Source organism: Streptomyces sp. NPDC001970, assembly GCF_053594115.1.
On sequence record NZ_JBSFDW010000003.1, the window covers coordinates 374,777 to 395,217 of the forward strand.

The following is a 20,441-nucleotide window of genomic DNA, read 5'->3' on the forward strand; positions in this document are numbered from 1 at the left end:
AGCCGTGATGACGGACCCGTACGCACCGGCACCGAACGACCCGTACCTGATCATCTCCTCGGACTGCCACGCAGGACTGCCCACCGAGCGGTACCGGCCCTACCTCGACGCCCGCTTCCACCGGGACTTCGACGAGTTCCTCGCAGGGCGCGACCGCCGCCGTGAGGAGATGACCCGCCTCGGCGTGCGCAACGAGGCCTTCGCCGACAAGTGGTTCAGCGACAACGAGGAGGGCCTGCGCGGCGGCTGGGACACCGCACAGCGCCTCAAGGAGCTCGACGGGGACGGGGTGGCCGCCGAGGTCGTCTTCCCCGACGCGGACGCGGTCGACAGCGGCACCGCCGCGCCCTTCGGCGTGGGCCTCGGGCTCTCCGGCGACCAGGACCCGGACCTCGGCATGGCGGGCGCACAGGCGCACAACCGCTGGCTGGCGGAGTTCGTCGGCGGGAACGCCGAGAACGCGGCACGGCACTGCGGTGTCGCGCTCCTCCCCGTCACGGGCGAGGTCGACAAGGTCGTCGCCGAGATCCACCGGGCCAAGGAGTCCGGGCTCGGCGCGCTGATGATCCCGTCGATGTGGGTGGACAGGGCCCCGTACCACGACCGGCGCTACGACCCCGTCTGGGCTGCCGCCGCCGAGACCGCCATGCCGCTCGTCACCCATTCCGGTGCCGCCCCGCGCCACGAGTACGGAGACCACCTGGGGATCTACGTCTCCGAGGTCACCTGGTGGCCCGCCCGGCCGCTGTGGTTCCTGCTCTGGTCCGGGGTCTTCGAGCGCCACCCCGGGCTGAAGTTCGGCGTCGCCGAGTCGGGCTGCTGGTGGCTGCCGAATCTGCTCTGGTTCATGGACCGCCTCTACCTCGGCGCCCACGGCGGCAAGAAACTCTCGCCCTTCGCGGAGCTGCGGCGGCCGCCCAGCGAGTACCTGGACCGGCAGGTCTTCATCTGCGCCACCAACACCAAGCGGCGCGAACTCGCCCAGCGGTACGAGATCGGCGTCGACAACATCCTCTGGGGCTCCGACTTCCCGCACCCGGAGGGCACCTGGCCCCACACCCGTGCCTGGCTGAAGAACACCTTCCACGACATCCCCGTCGCCGAGACCCGCCGCATCCTCGGCCTCGCGGCCGCCGAGGTCTTCGGCTTCGACACCACGAAACTCGCGCCGGTCGCCCGCCGCATCGGCCCGACCCCGGCCGAACTCGGCCAGTCCGACGACCAGGCCGCCGTGGAGGCGTCCTGGGCGCGCTCGCGCGAGGTCGGCCGGCACTGGCTGACGGACCACGACTTCCCGTCCCTGGGGGTGAACTGACCGATGGAGCACTACACCGTCATCTCCGCCGACTGCCACGCAGGCGCCGATCTCCTCGACTACAAGCCGTATCTGGAGAAGCGCTTCCACGACGACTTCGACGCCTGGGCTGCGACGTACGTCAACCCGCACGAGGACCTCGTCGCCGACACCGCCGACCGCAACTGGAACTCGGACCGCAGGATCGCCGAGCTGGAGGGCGACGGCATCGTCGCCGAGGTCGTCTTCCCCAACACCATCCCGCCCTTCTTCCCGTCCGCATCGCTGATGGCGCCGGCGCCGACGCGCGAGGAGTACGAGCAGCGGTGGGCCGGGCTGCGCGCCCACAACCGCTGGCTCGCCGACTTCTGCTCCCTCGCCCCGGGCCGCAGGGCGGGCGTCGCGCAGATCCTGCTGAACGACGTGGACGAGGCGGTCGCGGAGGTCCGCCGCAGCAAGGAGGCGGGCCTCACCGGGGGGATCCTGCTGCCCGGCGCCCCGCCCGGTTCGGGCATCCCCGAGCTGTACTCGCCGACGTACGACCCGCTGTGGGCGGTGTGCGAAGAGCTCGACGTACCGGTCAACCACCACGGCGGGTCGGCCTCGCCGCCGCTGGGCGACGAACCGGCCGCACGGGCCGTGTTCATGGTGGAGACGACGTGGTTCTCGCACCGGGCGCTCTGGCATCTGATCTTCGGCGGCGCCTTCCGCCGCCACCCCGGGCTGAAGCTGGTGCTCACCGAGCAGGGCTCGGGCTGGATCCCCGCCGTCGTCGAGATGCTGGACTACTACCACGGCCGGCTCGTCGCCGCCGCGGCCAGGGCATCGACCGCGGAGTCCAGATTCGGCGCCGGGCTCGCCGCCTCGATGGGCAAGGGCCCCAGCGAGGTGTGGCGGGACAACTGCTTCGTCGGCGCGAGCTTCATGCGTCCCCACGAGGTGCCGCTGCGCGACAGGATCGGCCTCGACAAGATCATGTGGGGCAGCGACTACCCGCACGACGAGGGCACGACCCCGTACTCCCGCGAAGGCCTCCGCATCGCCTACGCGGGTCTCCCGCGCGACGAGATCGCGGCGATGGCGGGCGGCAACGCGGCGCGGGTGTACGGCTTCGACCTCGCCTTCCTCGGCACCGTCGCCGCCGTGCACGGCCCGACCGTCGAGGAGATCGCCGAGCCCCTGAAGGAGGTCCCGGCCGGTGCCACCAGCCCCGCCTTCGCGCCGGGCGGGTCGGTAAGGGTGTGGTGACTGGGCCCGCACCGCCCGAGGTGAGACCCTCCCCGCGTGACCGGACCCACCCACCACGAGCCCCACGGCGAATCCCTCGGCACACGTCTCAACTGGCTCCGCGCCGCCGTCCTCGGCGCCAACGACGGCATCGTCTCCACGGCGGGTCTCGTCGTCGGCGTCGCGGGCGCGACGAACGACCGCGGGACGCTGCTCACCGCCGGCCTCGCCGGACTGCTCGCCGGCTCCATGTCGATGGCGTCCGGCGAGTACGTCTCGGTCTCGACCCAGCGCGACTCGGAGAAGGCGGCGCTGGCGACCGAGAAGCGTGAGCTGCGCGAACAGCCGGAGGCCGAACTCGACGAGCTCAGCGACCTCCTGGAGGAGCGCGGCCTCTCGCGCGACGTGGCACGCGAGGCCGCGGTCCAGCTCACGGAGCGCGACGCCCTGCGCGCCCATGCACGCGTGGAACTCGGCATCAACCCGGACGAACTCGCGAACCCCTGGCACGCGGCGGGCGCCAGCTGCCTGGCGTTCACGGTGGGGGCGCTCCTGCCCCTCCTGGCGATCGTGCTCCCGCCGTCGTCGGCCCGCCTGTGGGTGACCGTCGTGTCGGTGCTCGTCGCCCTGACCTTCACCGGCTGGTGGAGCGCCCGGCTGGGGGGTGCGCCGACCGGGCGGGCGATGGTGCGGAACGTGGGCGGGGGGGCGCTGGCGATGGGGGTGACGTATGCGGCGGGGTCGCTGCTCGGGGCGGCGGGGGTCTAGCCGTGTGGTCCCGTCGTGTGGTTCGGCTGCGTGGCCCGGTCGCTTCGTCCGGCCCTGCCGTCTAGTCGCGTCGCACGATGCGACCGGGCGGGAACAGCTCTTCGCCGATCACCGGCGTACCGCCGCTCAGGGTGAGGACCAACCGCTCCATGTCGAGCAGCGGCCGCAGGTCGAGGCCGCCTCCTTCCGGGCCTGTGCACGCCGAGAGCCACAGCGAAGTCAGCTTGGGCAGCTCACGCAGGGCCTCGAGCCCGTTCGGCAACTCGCAGCGCCACATGATCAACCGGGCCAGTTCGGGCAGGTGAACGATCCGGCGCAGGTCGAGCGAGCTCTGTATCTGGAACCGCAGGCCGGTCAGCCCGACGAGTGACGGCATCTCGGCGACCTGCCGGCCCTGGGCATCGCCCACCACGGTGAGATCGACGAGCCGGGGCCAGCGCTCGATTCCGTCGAGACGCACATGCTCCGAGCCCGGAAGCAGCCCGAGTTCGGTGAGCTGGGGGCCGATCGGCAGTTCGTCGACCGTGCGCACCGGCACGGCATAGCCGAACACCGCGCGTTCGAGTCCCGTCATGTCCCGCAGCGGTTCCAGGCGCAGGCCCGGACTCATCTCGTAGAGGTACAGCTGTTCCAGCGACGGTCCCGCGACCGGAGACAGATCCGTCAGGGCGTCGCACTGGTCGATCACGAGCCCCTGGAGACCGGTCCACCTGCGCAGCGGAGAGAGGTCCTGCAGCGAGAAGTTCCTGTGGAAGAGGAGAGCCCGCGGGTTCCGCAGGACGTGCAGCACGGTGAGATCGGTGTGGTCGCCCGTCAGGTGGACACTCCGGGCCCCCGGTACGTGCCGCAGGGCGGCCAACTGCTCCGCCGTGCGGACATGCAGGTAGTTCCTCTCCCACGTGTTGCCGGAAAGGACCGTACGTGCGTACCGCTCGGTGTCGAACAGGCGCCAGGCATGGGAGAGCTGGAGGCCGACCGGATAGCGCTCGTCGTCGCGGTAGCGGGCGATGAAACCCATGGCGGCGTCGCCTCCCACCAGCGCCGCCGTCCGCACGACCGCCGCCGTGGAGTCCTCGTCGAGCTGCTCCTCAGGTCCGGGCAGCAGCTCCAGTACCAGCTCCCCGACCTTCGCCAGCTCCTCCGCCTCCTCGAGGCTCCGCGGCGGCACCAGCTCCTGGGCTCGGGTCCGGACGTCCGCCCGCACCGCAGGGTCCAGCTCCGGCGCATGCTCCAGGCAGGCCGCCGCCAGCAGCACCAGCCGGTGCCGCAGTTTCGGCGCACGGTCGGCCCGGCGCAGCAGCTGCTTGAGCAGCCGGGCCCGTTCGTCCGCACGCGCGTGACCGACCGCCATCTGCACGACGTCGTCCCACTGGTCGTCGTGCGCGTTGCGCACGAGCACTCCGAAGTCCCGCGACTCCACCGCCGCCTTCGCGCCCAGATGGTCCTGGAAGGTGCGGTGCACGAAGTCGACGGAGCCCGGCGCCGGTTCGCGCAGCAGACCGCTGCGGATCAGCAGGTGCGAGAACACCTGCTCGGCCGTGCCCTGTACCTGCGGCATGGCGCTCAGCCACTCGGCCACCATCTCGACCGCCTCTGCCCGCTCCGCCTCCCACTGGCCGTTGCGGATCAGCCAGTACGCGAGGCGCTGCAGCAGCGCCGTCTGCTCGTCGCGGGTGACGTCGACGCCCTCGACGCCGGCGATCTCCCGCTCCGTGTCGCGCCGTACGAGCAGCATGTCCAGCGCCGCGTCGTACAGCTCCTTGCGGGCCCGCGGCAGTTGCATGCGGCGGTCACGGTTCAGCGCGCACAGCAGCGCGCACATCAGGGGATTGGTGGCAAGCCTGCCCAGGTCCCTGCGGGTGGACACGGCCAGGCGCAGCGACGCCTCGTACGTGTCCAACTGCGTGCGCTCGTCGTCGGAGAGGCACTCCAGCCGGGCCGCGTCGTGCCAGTGCCCCACGAAAGCCCGGATGTCGTCGCGGTCCATCGGCAGCAGCGAACGGGCGGCGAACCCGTGCCGTGCCAGCCAGTCCTCGGGCACCGCGGACGGCCGCGTCGTCACCACGTACCGGGCCTGCGGGAAGGCCGCGATCAGCGACCTCAGCCAGGACTCGGTGCGCTGCCGCAGCCGCATCGGGACCTCGTCGACCCCGTCCACGAGTACCAGGGCCCGGCCCCCGGCGAGCAGGTTCTCGGCCCATCTCGCGGGCGCGCCCAACGGAACCCCGGTCGTCCGCAGGAAGTCCTCGGGCGCGGGGAGCGCGTCGGCCGAGGTGAAGGCCCTCAGCCGCAGGACGAACGGAACACACCGGTTCCAGTCCGCCAGACCACCGTCGAAGCTGCGCCGGGCGGCGTTCAGCGCCAGCCACTGGACGAGCGTGCTCTTGCCGGAGCCGGCCGGCCCGCGCAGCACCAGCCGATCGCCGGCCGCCAGGGCCTGCTCGGCCTTCACCGTGGCCTCATCCGTGCGCGGCAGACCGAACCGCTCCTGGTGGCCCGCGTCCTCGCTCACCGCCAGGCTGATGTACGCCGTGTCCAGCGGCCACTCCCGGGCCGACCGCCCCAGCGTCAGCCCGAACAGCTCCAGCCGGCCGTGCGTGGCCGCCACGTAGTCCGCGTAGCGCTGCTCGAAGTCCAGCGCGAGCGCCGCCCGGTCCGGACCGAGCTGTTCCCGTACGCCCTCGACCAGCTCACGCATCCGACCGGCCATGCGCGTCTGCTCCACCGCCGCCCTGGCAGGGAACGACGGCTGCGCGGTCATCTGCTCGACCAGATGCGCGCAGCACAGGGCGAGCAGCTCCTCGTACAGGTCGGCCGCCCGCGCGCTCAGCCCGGAGGCGGCCTGGACCCGCAGCTCGTCCCGTAAGCGCCGAGGGTCGAGGCCCACGGCGAAGAGCCGCTCGGCGTCGATGACCCCCGCCGACGCGAAGGTGACCCGTACCGCGTCGACCGCCGCCAGCCGTTCGTGCTCCGGGAGCCCGGCGTACGCGTCCGTGAGCCGCCTGCCCAGCACCTTCGCCAGCCGGTCCGGGCCCGCCGGGCGGGGGAGGGGACGCACCGGTGCCCTGACGAGGCCCGCGCCCGGGCTCGGCGTGAGCACGGACTTGGCCACGGCGCCGAGCACCGTGCCGACGAGCCGGGCCAGCGCGACTTCCAGTCCCTGCACCACGACGACACCCTACGACGGCACGCTTGGCAGAAGTCACCAAAGCCGCTGACAGGTTGTCTCGCATACTTGTGGGTAACGGCATCTAGCCGAGCCGCCGCACGCGCCTCTACGGTGCCCGCATGCCGTCCAACCTGCCCGATGTCGTGCTGTGGTCGATACCCGCCTTCGTCCTGCTCACCGTCCTGGAGATGGTCAGCTACCGGCTCCATCCCGACGAGGACGCCGCCGGCTACGAGGCCAAGGACGCCGCCACCAGCATCAGCATGGGGCTCGGCAGCCTGGGCTTCGACCTCCTCTGGAAGATCCCGGTCGTCGCCGTCTACACGGCGGTGTACGAACTCACCCCGCTCCGCGTGCCCGTGCTGTGGTGGACCGTCCTCCTGATGCTGCTCGCGCAGGACTTCTTCTACTACTGGTCCCACCGCGGACACCACGTCATCCGGGTCCTGTGGGCCTGCCACGTCGTCCACCACTCCAGCCGGAGGTTCAACCTCAGCACGGCGCTGCGCCAGCCGTGGACCGGGTTCACCTCCTGGCCGTTCTACCTGCCGCTGATCGCCTGCGGCGTCCACCCGGCCGCCCTCGCCTTCTGCTCCTCCGTGAATCTCGTCTACCAGTTCTGGATCCACACCGAGCGGATCGACCGGCTGCCGCGGCCCTTCGAGTTCCTGTTCAACACGCCCTCCCACCACCGGGTCCACCACGCTTCCCAAGGCGGCTATCTGGACCGGAACTTCGGCGGGATCCTGATCGTCTGGGACCGGCTCTTCCGGTCCTTCGCGGCCGAGACCGAGCGGCCCGTGTACGGGCTCACCAAGAACATCTCGACGTACAACCCGCTGCGCGTCGCGACGCACGAGTACGTCGCCATCGTCCGCGACGTGCGCGCCGCGAGCAGCTGGCACGAGCGCGCCGGGCGGATGTTCCGGGGGCCCGGATGGCAGCCGGGTCCGGCTGCCGTGCAGGGAAGCACCGGGGACGCCGTACCGGGTCCTGCGGCCGCCGCGGAGCGTACGGCGTGAGCGCGGACCCGAATGCGAATGCGAATGCGGATGCGGGGGCGGGGGCCGTGGCGGGCGCCTCCGTTGAGGCGCCTGCCGGCACCGAGGCCGGTGAGCGGCGCTCCGGCCGCAGCGCCGGCAGGGAGAGCCTCGCCCGGCTCCTGCAGGCCCTCTTCGCGGCCGCCGTCCTGCTCGACCTCGGTGCCCTGCTCGGTGGCTGGGACACCGGGCATCTGATCGCCAAGCCGCTGCTGATGTCGCTGCTCGCGGCATACGCGGCGACCCGCGGCGCGCCCCGGCTCCTCGTCGCCGCGCTCCTCTGCGGCTGGGGCGGGGACGTGTTCCTGATGGCCGACGCCGACTGGGCGTTCCTCGTCGGGATGGGGCTCTTCGCCGCGGGGCACGTCTGCTACCTCGTGCTCTTCGGCCGGAGGGGTACGAGCCCGGCGCTCGGCATCGCGTACGGCGCGTTCCTCGTCGGCGCCGTCGGGCTGCTCTGGCCGGACCTGCCGTCAGGGCTGCGGATCCCCGTCGCCCTCTACTCGCTGCTGCTGACCGCCATGGCCTACCGGTCGAGCGCGCTCGGGCGGACCGCCGGGGCGGGCGGGGCGCTGTTCCTGGTCTCCGACATGCTCCTGGCGACCGGGCTCGCCGAATGGCCGCAACTCCCTGCGCCCGACTTCTGGATCATGCTCACGTACGCGGGGGCGCAGTACCTGCTGACGACGGGCGCCCTGGGTGCCCTGGGGCCGTCCGGGGACGCGTCCTCGCCCGACCGGGCGTACCGTGAGGCGCGTACCGCCGTCTGAGAAGCCTCCGGAGAAGGACCGCCGTCATGCGCGCCACCACGATCCACGCCCCGTTCGACATGCGTGTGGAGGACGTTCCCGACCCGGAACTGCAGCAGCCGACCGATGCCGTGGTGCGGGTCCTGCGGGCCTGCATCTGCGGCAGCGACCTGTGGGCGTACCGCGGTGAGTCGGAACGGCGGCCAGGGCAGCGCATCGGCCACGAGTTCCTGGGGATCGTGGAGGAGGCCGGCGCCGAGGTGACAGGCTTCGCGCCCGGCGACCTCGTCGTCGCGCCGTTCGTCTGGTCCGACGGCACCTGCGAGTACTGCGCCGAGGGACTGCAGACGTCCTGCCCACAGGGCGGCTTCTGGGGCTCGCCCGGCTCCGACGGCGGCCAGGGCGAGGCCGTGCGCGTGCCCTTCGCCGACGGCACCCTCGTCAAGCTCCCGGCCGACGCCGCCTCCGACGAGCGGCTGCTGACCGCCCTGCTCGCGCTCTCCGACGTCCTCGGCACCGGCCACCACGCCGCCGTCGGCGCGGGCGTCACCAGGGGCGGCACCGTCGCGGTCGTCGGCGACGGCGCGGTCGGCCTGTGCGGGGTGCTGGCCGCGAAGCGGCTCGGCGCCGAGCGGATCATCGCGCTCGGCCGCCACCAGGTGCGCACCGACATCGCCAGGACCTTCGGCGCCACGGACGTCGTCGCCGCGCGCGGGGACGAGGCGGTGGCCGCCGTACGCGAGCTGACGGGCGGTCACGGCGCGCACGCCGTCATCGAGGCCGTCGGCACCGAGCAGTCCATGCGCACGGCCGTCGGGATCACCCGCGACGGCGGCGCCATCGGCTATGTCGGTGTCCCGCACGGCAGCGGCACCGGCCTTGACCTCGGCGTCATGTTCGACCGCAACATCGCGCTGCGCGGTGGTGTCGCGCCCGTCCGCGCGTACATCCCGGAGCTGCTGCCGGACGTCCTCGACGGCACCGTAGACCCGTCCCCGGTCTTCGACCTGACCATCGGCCTGGACGGTGTCCCCGGCGGCTACAAGGCGATGGACGAACGCACGGCCCTGAAGGTCCTGATCAAGCCGTAGCCCACGCGCGGCGCCCTTCGGGCGCCTGCGGCGGTCTCTCTCCCCGCGCCCCGCCCCTTCCCGAACTGGGGTCAAGCCCTGTGGAGCCCGTCCGGCGTTCGAGGACCGACACCGGGGTTGTCGGGTCGGTACCGGCCCGCATCCAGCCTGCCCGGCGTTCGAGGACGGACACCCCGGACCACCATCCGGTGAGACGGAGCCGCCGCGCGGTCGAGCCGGAACATGGTGGGGTGGGGCGGGCCAAGACGCCCGCCGCAGACGCGGGCTAGAGCCACGCCGGCGCGTCCGCGCCCCAGATGCCCGGTGGGCGTGACCAGGTCGTCGGGCCGCCGCCGTACGACACCGGCGGCAGGGCGTACCGCAGCCTGCCGAGCGGGCTGTCGGTCTCGGCGAGCCGGCGACCGGGGTCGGACGCCTCGGCCTCGCCGCCCGCCACGGGCGACAGGCCGTGCGTCAGGAAGTGCGCTGTGCGCGCCAGCGCCAACCGGACGAGACGCGTGCCGCCGTCCCGCTCCTGCTCGGTCAGCGACCGCAGCACCGCCGCCGCGAGCAGATACCCGGTGCCGTGGTCGAGCGCCTGCGCGGGCAGGGTGCCCGGACGGTCCGGGGAACCCTCGACGACGGCGATCCCGCTCGCCACCTGTACGAGGCTGTCGAAACCGCGCCGACCGCCCCACGGCCCGTCGTCACCCCACGCCGACACCTGCGCGACGACGAGTCCGGGCCGGATGAGGCCGTAACCGTCGAGCGCCCCCGGACGGTAGCCGGTGACCAGCACATCGGCCCGGTCGAGGAGCTCGTCGAAGGTCCGCCGGTCCAACGGACTGCCGAGGTCCAGCGTCGCGGACCGCTTGCCGAAGCCGGTGTCGGCATGCTGGTCGGGGAGCTCGGGCAGCCCGGGCGGGTCGACGCGGAGCACATCCGCGCCGAGCAGCGCGAGCGTCCGCGTGGCGACAGGGCCCGCGATGACCCGGGTCAGGTCGAGCACCCGCAGCCGGTGCGAGCGGCGTGGCGGGGTGGTGTCGTCGAGCCGCTCCCGCGCCACCAGCGGCTGCCGGGCCGCCGCCGCGCCCTGCGGGTGCGCCGCCCACTGCTCGGGGGTGCGCAGGGCGACGGCCAGACCGCCCGCCGCGTACACCGTCTCCTCGACCTCCAGCGACCGGCGCCCGGCGAGCGCTCTCTCCACACCGTCCTCGTCGGTGTCCAGCGCGGTGAGCAGGGCCGCCCTGTGGTGCGGGTAGTTGGCGTGCGTACGGACCCAGCCGTCGGCCGTGGGCCAGAAGCGGGACAGCGGGGCGAAGTTCACCGGAGGCCGCCCGTCGACCAGCAGATGCCGTTCGCTGACGAACGCCGTGGCGACCGCGCCGTCGTCGACGCGTACGGCGGGAACCGGGCCCGCGGCCCCGCACGCGGCACGCTCGGCCGCCGCGAGCGCACACACCGCGACCGTGGCGCGGGCCAGTTCCATGACGGGGAGCCGGGCCGCGAGCAGCCCTCGCGGGCCGCTGTACGAGATCCGTCGGGTCAGCTCGGGATCACCGCCGAGGGCCGCCCACAACTGCGCGGTCCCTTGCGACATCCTCGGAGCCCCCGACGGCCCCGACCTCCCCGGAGTTCCCGGAGTTCCCGAAGTGCCCGAAGTGCCCGAAGTGCCCTGCGAAGTCCCGTGCGGACGAGTGTCGCTCATGGCCGCACTATGGCACCCGTGCCGGCCCACGGCACACAGGAAGGAGCCCGGGCGCGATCACCCACGCCCGGGCCCCTCGGTACAACTCGCTTACCGGCGAACCGCGTCCAGCGCGTCCGTCAGCCCGGTTCCGTAGAACCCGTTCTTGCCCTTGCCGCCCTCGCACACGGCGTCGACGGTGCCGTCGCCGTTGATGTCGTACGGAGCGCCGCACGCCGTGTCGTCGGCCTGCGCGTACAGCAGTGCCTTGACCTCGGCCGCCGAAGCACGCGGGTGCGTCGACTTGATGAGCGCGGCGACACCCGCGACATGCGGGGACGCCATCGACGTACCGGCCTTGTAGCCGTATCCGCCGTTCATCACGGTCGACAGGATCAGGCCGCTCGTGGCGGGGGCGTCCGGCTTCTGGTAGACCGTCGAGTCGCCGCCGGGCGCGGAGATGTCGATGTTGCCGTTGCCGTAGTTCGAGTACGACGACTTCAGACCCTTGGCGCCGGTCGCGGAGACGGTGACGACACCCGGCAGCATGGTCGGGTAGTCGAGGCACTCGCGCGGGTTGATGACCCGCGTCACCGGCGTGGTGTCGTTGGGGCTGGTGGTGTCGGTGAGCTCGTTCGCCGCCAGGTCCATCCGGGAGTTGCCGGCCGCGGCGACGTTCACCGCGCCCTTGCGCTCCGCGTACTGCGCGGCCCGCGTGACCGACTCGAGCAGGGCCTTCTGGTCCTCGTCGGTCTTGCAGGCGAACAGCCACGGGTCCGTGTAGTAGCTGTTGTTGGTGACGTCGACGCCGTGCTCCGCGGCCCAGACGAAGCCGCAGACGACCGACTCGGTGTAGAAGAAGCCGTCGGGGTTGGCCACCTTGATGCCCGAGACCTTGACGCCGGGGGCGACGCCGGTGACGCCGACATCGTTCTTCGCGGCGGCTATGGTGCCCGCGACATGGGTGCCGTGGTCGCTCTCGCCCGCGGCCGGCCGCCACGAGCCGGGGGTGGTGTCCGGCGCGCCGGACACGCAGTTGGCGGACGCCTCGACGTCGAAGTTCGGCGCCAGGTCGGGGTGCGTGTCGTCGACGCCGGTGTCGATGACGGCGACGGTGACCTTCTCGCTCCCCAGCGTCTTCTGGTGGGCCTTGTCCGCCTTGATGGCGGGCAGGTCCCACTGCAGCGGCTCGAGCGGGTCCTGGTCGCCCGTCGCGCGTGCCGCCGCCTCCGCCGCCTCGGCGGTGCCGAGGGGCTGTTCGGCGTCGATGGCCGTGTCGGTCTGCGGGGCCAGCGGGTTGGTGCGGGTGGCGCCCGCCGAGGTGACGCCCTTGACCGCGCGGATCTGCCGCGCGAAGTCCGGGTTCTGCGAGTGGACGACGATGACGCCTATCTGGTCGTAGGCGATCACCACCGTGCCACCGGCCTTCGCTATCGCCCTCTTCACGGCCTTGGCGGTGGAGTGACCGCCGTGCGTGTTGACGACGTACGACAGCTTCGGACCGTCGGTGGCGACGGCGGCCGGCGTGGAGTCGTCGAGGGGTACGGCCGACGCGGCGCCTGCGGGCAGGAATCCGAGCGAGGCCGTGAGCGCCAGACCGGCGGGCAGGGCTATTGCGCGCGTCCGTCTGGATCGCAGATGAGCCATGGGTTCTCCACATCATCCGTAAAGCCGCCCAGACACCCGGTGCGAATGGGCGGGTACATGACGAGTGAAGTTATCCCGATCATCGGGGTACATCAACGACTTCCGATGGAAAACCCTGACGGGAAAAGACCGGAAGTGAACCGCTTCGCTGCCGCTTCCGTGCCGTTGTCAGGGGTGGAGCAGCATGCGTCCGTCCCCGTGAGGTCCCCGTATCCATGCCTACCGCACCCGCGTCGCGAGGAGATTCCGTGTCTACCGATGCACCGCCGCCGCCCACGGGCGGTACGGACACCAGCCCTGCCCAGCCCACGACGGAGGAGTTCGCCGAGGTGCAGGAGAGTGCGGAATTCGGCGAACTGCGCCGCACGTACCGCTCCTTCGCCTTCCCTCTGACCATCGCCTTCATCGCCTGGTACCTGCTGTACGTCCTGCTGTCCAACTACGCGGGCGGCTTCATGGGCACCAAGCTCTTCGGCAACATCAATGTGGCGCTCGTCCTCGGGCTCGCCCAGTTCGCCACCACGTTCCTCATCGCCTGGTTCTATGCGCGGCACGCGGCCGAGAAGCTCGACCCCAAGGCGGATGCCATCAAGTCCCGTATGGAGGCCGACGCATGAGCAGCACCACCCTCCACAGCGTCCAGCTGGCCGCATCGAATGCCACCAGCGAGCACCGGCCGCTGATCATCTCGCTCTTCGCGGCGTTCGTCGTCGCAACGCTGTTCATCACCGTCTGGGCCGGCCGGCAGACCAAGAGCGCCGCCGACTTCTACGCGGGCGGCCGCCAGTTCACCGGCTTCCAGAACGGCCTCGCCATCTCCGGCGACTACATGTCCGCCGCGTCCTTCCTGGGCATCGCCGGCGCCATCGCCCTCTTCGGCTACGACGGCTTCCTGTACTCCATCGGCTTCCTCGTCGCCTGGCTGGTCGCCCTGCTGCTCGTGGCCGAACCGCTGCGCAACTCCGGCCGGTTCACGATGGGCGACGTCCTCGCGTACCGGATGCGCCAGCGCCCGGTCCGCACCGCGGCCGGCACCTCCACCATCGTCGTCTCGATCTTCTATCTGCTCGCGCAGATGGCGGGTGCGGGCGTGCTCGTCTCGCTGCTGCTCGGCATCACCACCGACGCAGGCAAGATCGCGATCGTCGCCCTCGTCGGCATCCTGATGATCGTGTACGTCACCATCGGCGGCATGAAGGGCACCACCTGGGTGCAGATGGTCAAGGCCGTCCTGCTCATCGCGGGCACCCTGCTCATCACCTTCCTGGTGCTGTGGAAGTTCAACTTCAACGTCTCCGACCTGCTCGGCAAGGCCGCCGAGGAGAGCGGCAAGGGCGCGGCGTTCCTGGAGCCCGGCCTCAAGTACGGCGCCACCGGCACCTCCAAGCTGGACTTCATCTCGCTCGGCATCGCCCTGGTCCTCGGCACCGCCGGACTGCCGCACATCCTGATCCGCTTCTACACGGTGCCGACCGCCAAGGCCGCCCGTAAGTCCGTCATCTGGGCCATCGGCATCATCGGCTCCTTCTACCTGATGACGATCGCACTCGGCTTCGGTGCCGCGGCGCTCGTCGGCCCCGAGGAGATCACCGCCTCCAACAAGGCCGGCAACACGGCGGCACCGCTGCTCGCGCTCCACATCGGCGGGGTCGACTCGGCGGGCGGCGCGATCCTGCTCGCCGTGATCTCCGCGGTCGCCTTCGCCACCATCCTCGCCGTCGTCGCCGGACTCACCCTGGCGTCCTCGTCGTCCTTCGCGCACGACATCTATGCCAACGTCATCCGCAGGGGACAGGCGACCGAGAAGGAGGAGGTCCGCGCGGCCCGCTGGGCGACGGTCCTCATCGGCATCGTCTCCATCGCCCTCGGCGCACTGGCCCGCGATCTGAACGTGGCGGGCCTGGTCGCGCTCGCCTTCGCGGTCGCCGCCTCCGCCAACCTGCCGACGATCCTCTACAGCCTCTTCTGGAAGAGGTTCACCACCCAGGGCGCCCTCTGGTCGATCTACGGTGGCCTGATCTCGTCGGTGCTGCTCGTGCTCTTCTCCCCGGTCGTCTCCGGCAAGCCCACGTCGATGTTCCCCTCGGTGGACTTCGCCTGGTTCCCGCTGGAGAACCCCGGCCTGGTCTCGATCCCGCTGGGCTTCCTGCTCGGCTGGATCGGCTCCCTGCTCTCCAAGGAGGAGCCGGACAAGGGCAAGTACGCGGAGCTCGAGGTCAAGTCCCTCACAGGCGTCGGCGCCCACTGAGGAGGATTCCGTCATTCGCCCGAGCGCGGCCGCGTCGTAGGGTCCTACGACGCGGCCGCGTCGTACGTCGTGTCATTCGGCACCTGGCGATGTCACAGGTGTCACGTAGGCTCGGCTGTATACACGAGTTCCTGTACAACTTCCGGACACCGGGGAGGGGGCCCGCAGTGCTCATCGACACCTACGGCCGTGTGGCCACTGACCTGAGGGTCTCGCTCACGGACCGGTGCAATCTGCGGTGTGCCTACTGCATGCCGGAAGAGGGACTCCAGTGGCTCGGCAAGTCCACTCTGCTCACCGACGACGAGATCGTCCGGCTCATCCGTATCGCCGTCACGGATCTGGGAATCACCGAGGTGCGCTTCACCGGCGGTGAGCCGCTGCTGCGGCCAGGCCTGGTCGGCATCGTCGAGCGCTGTGCGGAGCTCGCTTCCCGCCCGAAGATGTCCCTGACCACCAACGGCATAGGCCTCAAGCGCACCGCGACCGCGCTCCAGGCCGCCGGCCTGGACCGGGTCAACGTCTCCCTCGACACCCTGCGGCCCGATGTCTTCAGGACCCTCACGCGCCGCGACCGTCACCGCGACGTGCTGGAAGGGCTGCAGGCCGCCCGCGACGCCGGACTGACCCCGGTCAAGGTCAACTCGGTCCTGATGCCCGGGCTCAACGACGACGAGGCTCCCGATCTGCTCGCCTGGGCCGTGGAGCACGACTACGAGCTGCGGTTCATCGAGCAGATGCCGCTGGACGCCCAGCACGGCTGGAAGCGCGACGGCATGATCACCGCCGGTGACATCCTGCAGTCGCTGCGTACGCGCTTCGAGCTCACGCCCGAGGGGGACGAGGTCCGCGGCTCCGCACCCGCCGAGCGCTGGATCGTGGACGGGGGACCGCACCGGGTCGGGGTCATCGCCTCCGTCACCCGTCCGTTCTGCCGTGCCTGCGACCGCACCCGCCTCACCGCCGACGGACAGGTCCGCACCTGTCTCTTCGCGCAGGAGGAGACCGATCTGCGCGCGGCCCTGCGCTCCGACGCGCCGGACGAGGAGATCGCCCGGATCTGGAGGCTCGCGATGTGGGGCAAGAAGGCCGGGTCCGGCCTCGACGACCCGTCGTTCCTTCAGCCCGAGCGTCCCATGTCAGCCATCGGCGGCTGAGTCCGTCCCGGCCGTCCCGGACCCCTGCTCCCACTCGTCGAGCGTCACGACATCCTTCAGGAAACCCCGGACACCGAGGAACTGGGACAGATGCTCGCGGTGCTCGTCGCACGCGAGCCAGGTCTTGCGGCGCTCCGGCGTGTGCAGTTTCGGGTTGTTCCACGCAAGCACCCAGACGGCGGCGGTACGACAGCCCTTGGCGGAACAGATCGGGGTCTCGTCACTCACTCGATCATTGTCCACGATCATCGACGATCGCCGGCCCGGCGAGATCATCGGACCTGGCGGGATCAGTGCGCCCGCAAGATCGGCGGGCCCTCCACGATCACTGGCCCGAAAAGGCGACGCCGAGCAGCCACGGGGGGAGCTGCCCGGCGTCGGTCCGTCGCTCCGACGGGGGATGCGGAGCGCACACGCAGTATGTCACGCGGAACCGCCCGCGGTGCACTGGAACTTCACGATTGATCTGAGGTTTTCCTGAGCTTCACAGAGGCCGGTTTCCGAGCCCTGTGAGCCGCGGACGCCGGCCCGTGGCCGACGGGGCGTCAGCTCTGGCGGGCGGGCCGTTCCGCCTGCTCCTCCGCTCCGGGGCCGCCCACGTCCGCTGCGGGCGACTGTACGTCCGGCGTGGCTCCGCCGGCGCCGATCATCGGCCGCAACGGCGGGGCGAGGAACGTCGACGGCAGGGACGGCGCACTCTCCCGGCCGGCATTGGCGATCACCACGGCTATGTACGGAAGCAGCACACCCAGCGCCAGCGCCACGATCGCCACATGCCGCTCGACATTCCAGAGCACCGCGGCCAGGATCACCGACAGGGTCCGGACCGACATCGAGATCACATAGCGACGCTGCCGGCTGCGCACATCGTCAGCGAGCCCCTGGCGGGCTCCGGTGATCCGGAAGACCTCGTTCGAATTCCGCTTCCGCATGACATTCCACCGCCCGACCGCCGCGCCGGACTCTTCCCGGCTCGATCCTGGCTCCACGGTACGCCGCGGCTGCGACGCATTCGAGACCGGGTCACCGCCTATCCGGGCATAGGCCCGCCGCCGTACCACGTACGGAGCTGTCCGACATGCGTCGTATGGCTGATACGCCGAGACTGTCCCGTAACTGCTCACGTCGATCCGAAACCGGGAGGCAGCCATGGGCTGGTTGTGGGCGATCATTGTCGGGTTCGTGCTGGGACTGCTGGCGAAGGCGATCCTGCCGGGGAAGCAGCACAGCCCGCTCTGGCTGATCACGATCTTCGGCATCATCGGCGGGATCGTCGGCAACTCTCTCGCCATGGCGTTCGGCATCGGCGAGACCCGGGGCATCGACTGGGGCAGGCACGCGTTGCAGATCGTCGCCGCGGTGGTCATCGTGTGGCTCGGCGACATGGCCTACATGGCCCTGCGCAGCAGAAAACAGAGTGCCTGACGGACTGCGAGCGCCTGCACACCCGACAGATACGGGAGAACCAGGCCCAGGCCCAGGCCCGACAGCGGCCGGGTGGGTACCGATCCCCACCCGGCCGCTGCCGTGCGTGTCGTGTCTGCGCTGCCGGTGCCTGTGCGCCGGTCCTGCGCGACGGGTCAGCCGCCCGCGACCTCGACCGCCGCCAGGTTCTTCTTGCCGCGGCGCAGCACGAGCCAGCGACCGTGCAGCAGGTCCTCCGGGGCCGGGACCGCGTCCTCGGCCGTGATCTTCATGTTGTTCACGTAGGCCCCGCCCTCCTTGACGGTGCGGCGGGCCGCCGACTTGCTGGCCACCAGGCCCACCTCGGCGAAGAGATCCACGACCGGAGCGAGGCCGGACACCCGTGCGTGCGGCAGCTCGGCGAGCGCCGCCCGCAGCGTCGGCTCGTCCAGCTCGCCCAGCTCGCCCTGCCCGAACAGCGCCTTCGACGCGTTCACGGCGGCCGCGCACTGGTCGGCGCCGTGCACCAGCGTCGTCAGCTCCTCGGCCAGCGCACGCTGGGCCGCGCGTGCCTGCGGACGCTCCTCGGTGAGCTTCTCCAGCTCCTCGATCTCCTCGCGGGACGTGAAGCTGAAGATCCGCAGGAACTTGGAGACATCGCGGTCGTCCGCGTTCAGCCAGAACTGGTAGAACGCGTACGGCGTGGTCCGCTCGGCGTCCAGCCAGACCGTGCCGGACTCCGTCTTGCCGAACTTGGTGCCGTCCGCCTTGGTGATCAGCGGGGTGGCCAGGGCGTGCACCGCGGCGTGCGGCTCGACCTTGTGGATCAGATCGGCGCCCGCGGTGAGATTGCCCCACTGGTCGCTGCCGCCGGTCTGCAGGACGCAGCCGTGCCGCCGGTACAGCTCCAGGAAGTCCATGCCCTGCAGGATCTGGTAGCTGAACTCGGTGTAGCTGATGCCCGCGTCGGAGTTCAGCCGCCGGGCGACGGCCTCCTTCGCGATCATCTTGTTGACCCGGAAGTGCTTGCCGACGTCGCGCAGGAAGTCGATCGCCGACAGGCCCGCCGTCCAGTCCAGGTTGTTGACCATGGTCGCGGCGTACGGGCCCTCGAAGTCCAGGTAGCGCTCGATCTGCGCGCGCAGCCGCTCCACCCAGGCCGCGACGACGTCCGGCGCGTTGAGCGTGCGCTCGGCGTTCGGCTTCGGGTCGCCGATGAGGCCCGTCGCGCCGCCGACCAGACCCAGCGGGCGGTTGCCCGCCTGCTGGATCCGGCGCATGGTCAGGATCTGGACCAGATTGCCCAGGTGCAGGCTGGGCGCGGTCGGGTCGAAGCCGCAATAGAACGTGACGGGACCGTCCGCGAACGCCTTGCGCAGTGCGTCCTCGTCAGTGGACAGGGCGATCAGCCCCCGCCACTGCAGTTCGTCGACGATGTCCGTCACGTCTCTCGTGTCTCCTTGGATGTGCTTACGGTGTCCTGGCGAATGTCCTCGCGGACGTCTCCGAGGTTATACGCCCTGGCTGACCGAACTCATATTGAAATCGGGCACCCGGAGCGCAGGCATCGCGGCCCTGGTGAACCAGTCGCTCCACTCACGCGGCAGCGTCTTCTCCGTCCGGCCCGCCTCGGCGGCCCGCGACAGCAGGTCGACGGGCGACTCGTTGAACCGGAAGTTGTTCACCTCGCCGACCACCTCGCCGTTCTCGACGAGATAGACGCCGTCCCTGGTCAGCCCGGTCAGCAGCAGCGTCGCCGGGTCGACCTCGCGGATGTACCAGAGGCAGGTCAGCAGCAGCCCGCGCCCGGTGCTCGCGACCATGTCCTCCAGGGAGCGCTCGCCGCCGCCCTCAAGGATCAGGTTGTCGATGCCGGGGGAGACCGGCAGGCCGGTGAGGCCCGCGCTGTGCCGGGTGGTGACCAGCCGGTCCAGCTTCCCTTCCCGTACCCACGCGGTCGAGGACAGCGGAAGACCGTTGTCGAAGACCGAGGCGTCGTCACCGGAGGCGTGCGCGATCACGAACGGCGCGGACTCCAGACCCGGCTCGTTCGGGTCGCTGCGCAGGGTGAGCGGCAGCTGGGACAGCGTCTCGCCGACACGGGTGCCGCCGCCGGGCTTGGAGAAGACCGTACGGCCCTCGGTGGCGTCCCGGCCGGTCGACGACCACATCTGGTAGATCAACAGGTCCGCGACTGCGGTGGGCGGCAGCAGCGTCTCGTACCGCCCGGCGGGCAGCTCGATCCTGCGTTCGGCCCAGCCGAGGCGCGTCGCCAGCTCCGCGTCAAGCGCGGCCGGGTCCACGTCCTTGAAGTCGCGCGTCGCCCGGCCCGCCCACGCGGAACGGGTCCGGTCCGGGGACTTGGCATTGAGCTCCAGCGTGCCGGTGGGCTGGTCGTGGCGCAGCCGCACGCCCGTGGACGTGCCGAGATACGTCGAGGTCAGCGTGTGGTGGGCGAAGCCGTACAGCTCACGGTCGCCCGAACGGGCCCGGGCGAAGGCCTCGCCCAGCGCGGGCGCGAAGTCCGCGAAGACGGCCGACGACGTCTCGGCAGGCGCGTCCGCGAAATCCCCGGCGACCGGCATGCCCGTCACCAGAGGCTGCGCGTCCTCGGCGGGCCCGGCCGCCCGGGCCGCCGCCTCCGCGGCCCGCACCAGCGGTTCCAGGTCCCCGGCCGTCACGGCAGACCGCGACACCACACCGGACGCGGTGCCCTGCGTCCCGTCGACCGTGGCGATGACGGTGAGGGTGCGGCCGCGGGTGACGCCGTTGGTGGTGAGGGCATTCCCCGCCCAGCGGAGATTGGCGGACGAGTGCTCGTCGGCGATGACCACGCAGCCGTCGGCGGTGGACAGCTCGAGGGCGCGCTCGACGATCTCGTGCGGCTTGCTGACGGGGCTCATCGAGCGGCCTCCTGCGTGGTGTTGAGACGGTGCTGTCCCGGGGGACACTGCATCGGACCGCGGCAGGGCCACGGACCG

The 20,441-nt window shown here is 71.2% G+C and carries 17 protein-coding genes; 10 read left to right on the forward strand and 7 right to left on the reverse strand.

What is annotated here, in order from left to right:
* The first annotated feature begins 7 nt into the window (after positions 1 to 7).
* The 3 genes from ACWCP0_RS06300 to ACWCP0_RS06310 are packed head-to-tail and all read left to right on the forward strand — an operon-like array spanning position 8 to position 3,289.
* Positions 8 to 1,315: an amidohydrolase family protein gene (locus ACWCP0_RS06300; RefSeq protein WP_451077693.1), complete on the forward strand. Its 1,308-nt coding sequence runs from the start codon at positions 8 to 10 to the stop codon at positions 1,313 to 1,315.
* 3 nt (positions 1,316 to 1,318) lie between these two features.
* Complete coding sequence (locus ACWCP0_RS06305; RefSeq protein WP_451077694.1) at positions 1,319 to 2,542, forward strand: amidohydrolase family protein; 1,224 nt, start codon at positions 1,319 to 1,321, stop codon at positions 2,540 to 2,542.
* Positions 2,543 to 2,578: 36 nt separating this feature from the next.
* On the forward strand, positions 2,579 to 3,289 hold the full coding sequence (locus tag ACWCP0_RS06310; RefSeq protein ID WP_451077695.1) for a VIT1/CCC1 transporter family protein: 711 nt from the start codon (positions 2,579 to 2,581) through the stop codon (positions 3,287 to 3,289).
* 61 nt (positions 3,290 to 3,350) lie between these two features.
* On the opposite strand, the gene ACWCP0_RS06315 is transcribed toward ACWCP0_RS06310, so the two are convergent.
* On the reverse strand, positions 3,351 to 6,458 hold the full coding sequence (locus tag ACWCP0_RS06315) for an NACHT domain-containing protein (protein WP_451077696.1): 3,108 nt from the start codon (positions 6,456 to 6,458) through the stop codon (positions 3,351 to 3,353).
* A 119-nt stretch (positions 6,459 to 6,577) separates the two neighbouring features.
* Here ACWCP0_RS06315 and ACWCP0_RS06320 point away from each other — a divergent pair, with 119 nt between their 5' ends.
* From ACWCP0_RS06320 to ACWCP0_RS06330, 3 genes are all read left to right on the forward strand, one after another.
* Positions 6,578 to 7,480 (forward strand): sterol desaturase family protein, encoded by a 903-nt coding sequence (locus tag ACWCP0_RS06320; RefSeq protein WP_451077697.1) that lies wholly within the window; start codon positions 6,578 to 6,580, stop codon positions 7,478 to 7,480.
* Between the two features lie 140 nt (positions 7,481 to 7,620).
* Entirely contained in the window at positions 7,621 to 8,268 is a 648-nt protein-coding gene (locus tag ACWCP0_RS06325) for a lysoplasmalogenase (protein WP_451077757.1), read from the forward strand.
* Positions 8,269 to 8,294: 26 nt separating this feature from the next.
* A complete protein-coding gene (locus ACWCP0_RS06330) occupies positions 8,295 to 9,338 on the forward strand; it encodes a zinc-dependent alcohol dehydrogenase family protein (protein WP_451077698.1) in 1,044 nt (347 codons plus the stop codon).
* Between the two features lie 265 nt (positions 9,339 to 9,603).
* Here the strand turns inward: ACWCP0_RS06330 and ACWCP0_RS06335 are convergent, their stop codons facing one another.
* Positions 9,604 to 10,917 carry a CoA transferase gene (locus ACWCP0_RS06335; protein WP_451077699.1) on the reverse strand — a complete coding sequence of 438 codons (1,314 nt, stop codon included), beginning with the start codon at positions 10,915 to 10,917 and terminating at the stop codon, positions 9,604 to 9,606.
* Between the two features lie 198 nt (positions 10,918 to 11,115).
* Entirely contained in the window at positions 11,116 to 12,651 is a 1,536-nt protein-coding gene (locus ACWCP0_RS06340) for a S8 family serine peptidase (RefSeq protein ID WP_451077700.1), read from the reverse strand.
* A 248-nt stretch (positions 12,652 to 12,899) separates the two neighbouring features.
* Between ACWCP0_RS06340 and ACWCP0_RS06345 the strand changes: the two genes are divergently transcribed.
* The 3 genes from ACWCP0_RS06345 (at position 12,900) to moaA (ending at position 16,056) form a co-directional block, all read left to right on the forward strand.
* Positions 12,900 to 13,268, forward strand: coding sequence for a DUF485 domain-containing protein (locus ACWCP0_RS06345; RefSeq protein WP_451077701.1), 369 nt, complete (start codon positions 12,900 to 12,902; stop codon positions 13,266 to 13,268).
* A complete protein-coding gene (locus tag ACWCP0_RS06350) occupies positions 13,265 to 14,899 on the forward strand; it encodes a solute symporter family protein (protein ID WP_451077702.1) in 1,635 nt (544 codons plus the stop codon). The genes ACWCP0_RS06345 and ACWCP0_RS06350 overlap by 4 nt, the downstream gene beginning before the upstream one ends.
* A gap of 167 nt (positions 14,900 to 15,066) precedes the next feature.
* Positions 15,067 to 16,056 carry a GTP 3',8-cyclase MoaA gene (moaA, locus tag ACWCP0_RS06355; RefSeq protein ID WP_451077703.1) on the forward strand — a complete coding sequence of 330 codons (990 nt, stop codon included), beginning with the start codon at positions 15,067 to 15,069 and terminating at the stop codon, positions 16,054 to 16,056.
* Here moaA and ACWCP0_RS06360 read toward each other — a convergent pair.
* Together ACWCP0_RS06360 and ACWCP0_RS06365 are read right to left on the reverse strand one after the other, a co-directional pair.
* Entirely contained in the window at positions 16,039 to 16,305 is a 267-nt protein-coding gene (locus ACWCP0_RS06360; RefSeq protein ID WP_451077704.1) for a hypothetical protein, read from the reverse strand. The genes moaA and ACWCP0_RS06360 overlap by 18 nt on opposite strands.
* Positions 16,306 to 16,601: 296 nt before the next feature.
* Positions 16,602 to 16,988, reverse strand: a complete 387-nt coding sequence (locus tag ACWCP0_RS06365) for a DUF3099 domain-containing protein (RefSeq protein ID WP_451077705.1) — start codon at positions 16,986 to 16,988, stop codon at positions 16,602 to 16,604.
* A gap of 217 nt (positions 16,989 to 17,205) precedes the next feature.
* Between ACWCP0_RS06365 and ACWCP0_RS06370 the strand changes: the two genes are divergently transcribed.
* On the forward strand, positions 17,206 to 17,481 hold the full coding sequence (locus ACWCP0_RS06370; protein WP_451077706.1) for a GlsB/YeaQ/YmgE family stress response membrane protein: 276 nt from the start codon (positions 17,206 to 17,208) through the stop codon (positions 17,479 to 17,481).
* A gap of 155 nt (positions 17,482 to 17,636) precedes the next feature.
* Here ACWCP0_RS06370 and tyrS read toward each other — a convergent pair whose 3' ends face one another.
* Complete coding sequence (tyrS, locus tag ACWCP0_RS06375; RefSeq protein WP_451077707.1) at positions 17,637 to 18,905, reverse strand: tyrosine--tRNA ligase; 1,269 nt, start codon at positions 18,903 to 18,905, stop codon at positions 17,637 to 17,639.
* Between the two features lie 66 nt (positions 18,906 to 18,971).
* Positions 18,972 to 20,363 carry a metallopeptidase TldD-related protein gene (locus ACWCP0_RS06380; RefSeq protein ID WP_451077708.1) on the reverse strand — a complete coding sequence of 464 codons (1,392 nt, stop codon included), beginning with the start codon at positions 20,361 to 20,363 and terminating at the stop codon, positions 18,972 to 18,974.
* Between the last annotated feature and the right edge of the window lie 78 nt (positions 20,364 to 20,441).

Coding starts and splice junctions, on each gene's coding strand:
- ACWCP0_RS06380 (WP_451077708.1), bottom strand. CDS start 20,363: ATGAGCCCCGTCAGCAAGCCGCACGAGATCGTCGAGCGCGCCCTCGAG.
- ACWCP0_RS06305 (WP_451077694.1), top strand. CDS start 1,319: ATGGAGCACTACACCGTCATCTCCGCCGACTGCCACGCAGGCGCCGAT.
- ACWCP0_RS06365 (WP_451077705.1), bottom strand. CDS start 16,988: ATGCGGAAGCGGAATTCGAACGAGGTCTTCCGGATCACCGGAGCCCGC.
- ACWCP0_RS06340 (WP_451077700.1), bottom strand. CDS start 12,651: ATGGCTCATCTGCGATCCAGACGGACGCGCGCAATAGCCCTGCCCGCC.
- ACWCP0_RS06300 (WP_451077693.1), top strand. CDS start 8: ATGACGGACCCGTACGCACCGGCACCGAACGACCCGTACCTGATCATC.
- ACWCP0_RS06320 (WP_451077697.1), top strand. CDS start 6,578: ATGCCGTCCAACCTGCCCGATGTCGTGCTGTGGTCGATACCCGCCTTC.
- ACWCP0_RS06335 (WP_451077699.1), bottom strand. CDS start 10,917: ATGTCGCAAGGGACCGCGCAGTTGTGGGCGGCCCTCGGCGGTGATCCC.
- ACWCP0_RS06360 (WP_451077704.1), bottom strand. CDS start 16,305: ATGATCGTGGACAATGATCGAGTGAGTGACGAGACCCCGATCTGTTCC.
- ACWCP0_RS06370 (WP_451077706.1), top strand. CDS start 17,206: ATGGGCTGGTTGTGGGCGATCATTGTCGGGTTCGTGCTGGGACTGCTG.
- ACWCP0_RS06330 (WP_451077698.1), top strand. CDS start 8,295: ATGCGCGCCACCACGATCCACGCCCCGTTCGACATGCGTGTGGAGGAC.
- ACWCP0_RS06350 (WP_451077702.1), top strand. CDS start 13,265: ATGAGCAGCACCACCCTCCACAGCGTCCAGCTGGCCGCATCGAATGCC.